Below are 446 nucleotides of genomic sequence, written 5' to 3'. Positions count from 1 at the left end.
ATTTTATGCAAACGATTATGGAGACTGGTTTTTTCACTGTCACATTCTGTACCACATGGATGCCGGTATGGCCAGGGTCTATAGCTATGGAACACCCAGAGATAAGCGACTGGAGGATCACCCCTTAAGGATCCTCACGAATAAGAGCAACCATTTTTTCACCTGGGGAATGGTCGATGTCGCATCACATATGGCTGAATTTAATGTTATCTCTTCTAACATCAGAAACCAGTTTACCGCAAGTGGTGAATACGGTTGGAATGAAAATCTTGAGGCAGAACTAACCTATGAACGTTATTTTAATGACTGGTTTAGAATATTTGGCGGGGTGAATGTTGAGAATGAAGAGCACGATTCTTTAGAGGAGATTTCTACTACTGCCATTGCAGGAATTCGATATTTTACTCCCTATATGTTTAATCTTGACGTGCGTATGGATCATAAGC

The 446-nt window shown here is 41.0% G+C and carries 1 protein-coding gene; it reads left to right on the top strand.

Annotated elements, in window-relative coordinates; translation table 11 throughout:
- Positions 1-446 (top strand): multicopper oxidase domain-containing protein (locus HC175_RS18680; RefSeq protein ID WP_168139705.1); only part of this gene is annotated, 446 nt, incomplete at both ends.

This window comes from Salinimicrobium oceani (genome assembly GCF_012037645.1).
Note: the sequence above shows the minus strand (reverse complement) of the source record. Positions and strands in the feature narration are given on the sequence as shown.